Genomic DNA, 244 nt, shown 5'->3' with positions numbered 1-244 from the left:
CGTCGAGGTGTCCGTGCGCCATGGTGTGTCGGGCCGCCATGGCGGCCAGCGACAGCAGGTGCTGAACGGCGCCGGCGACTTCGCCCTGGTGGTTGAGGACGGCCGCACCGCGGTCCCGTGCCTCGTGCACGGGGTCCGCCATGACGCCGAGGACGCTGGCCGCCTTGGCCAGCGGATGGGGGTAGGTGGGGTCGGCCGGGCGCACGTGGGAGCGGGCGTCGACCTCCCGGCTGTGGATGAGGAG

The 244-nt window shown here is 74.2% G+C and carries 1 protein-coding gene; it reads right to left on the bottom strand.

Annotated features, from left to right (window positions below; all coding sequences use genetic code 11):
- A partial coding sequence (locus tag ACPYOM_RS23495; protein WP_481347829.1) for a hypothetical protein occupies positions 1-244 on the bottom strand: 244 nt, incomplete at both ends.

It is taken from the genome of Monashia sp. HAY1-2A (assembly GCF_056755315.1).
Note: the sequence above shows the minus strand (reverse complement) of the source record. Positions and strands in the feature narration are given on the sequence as shown.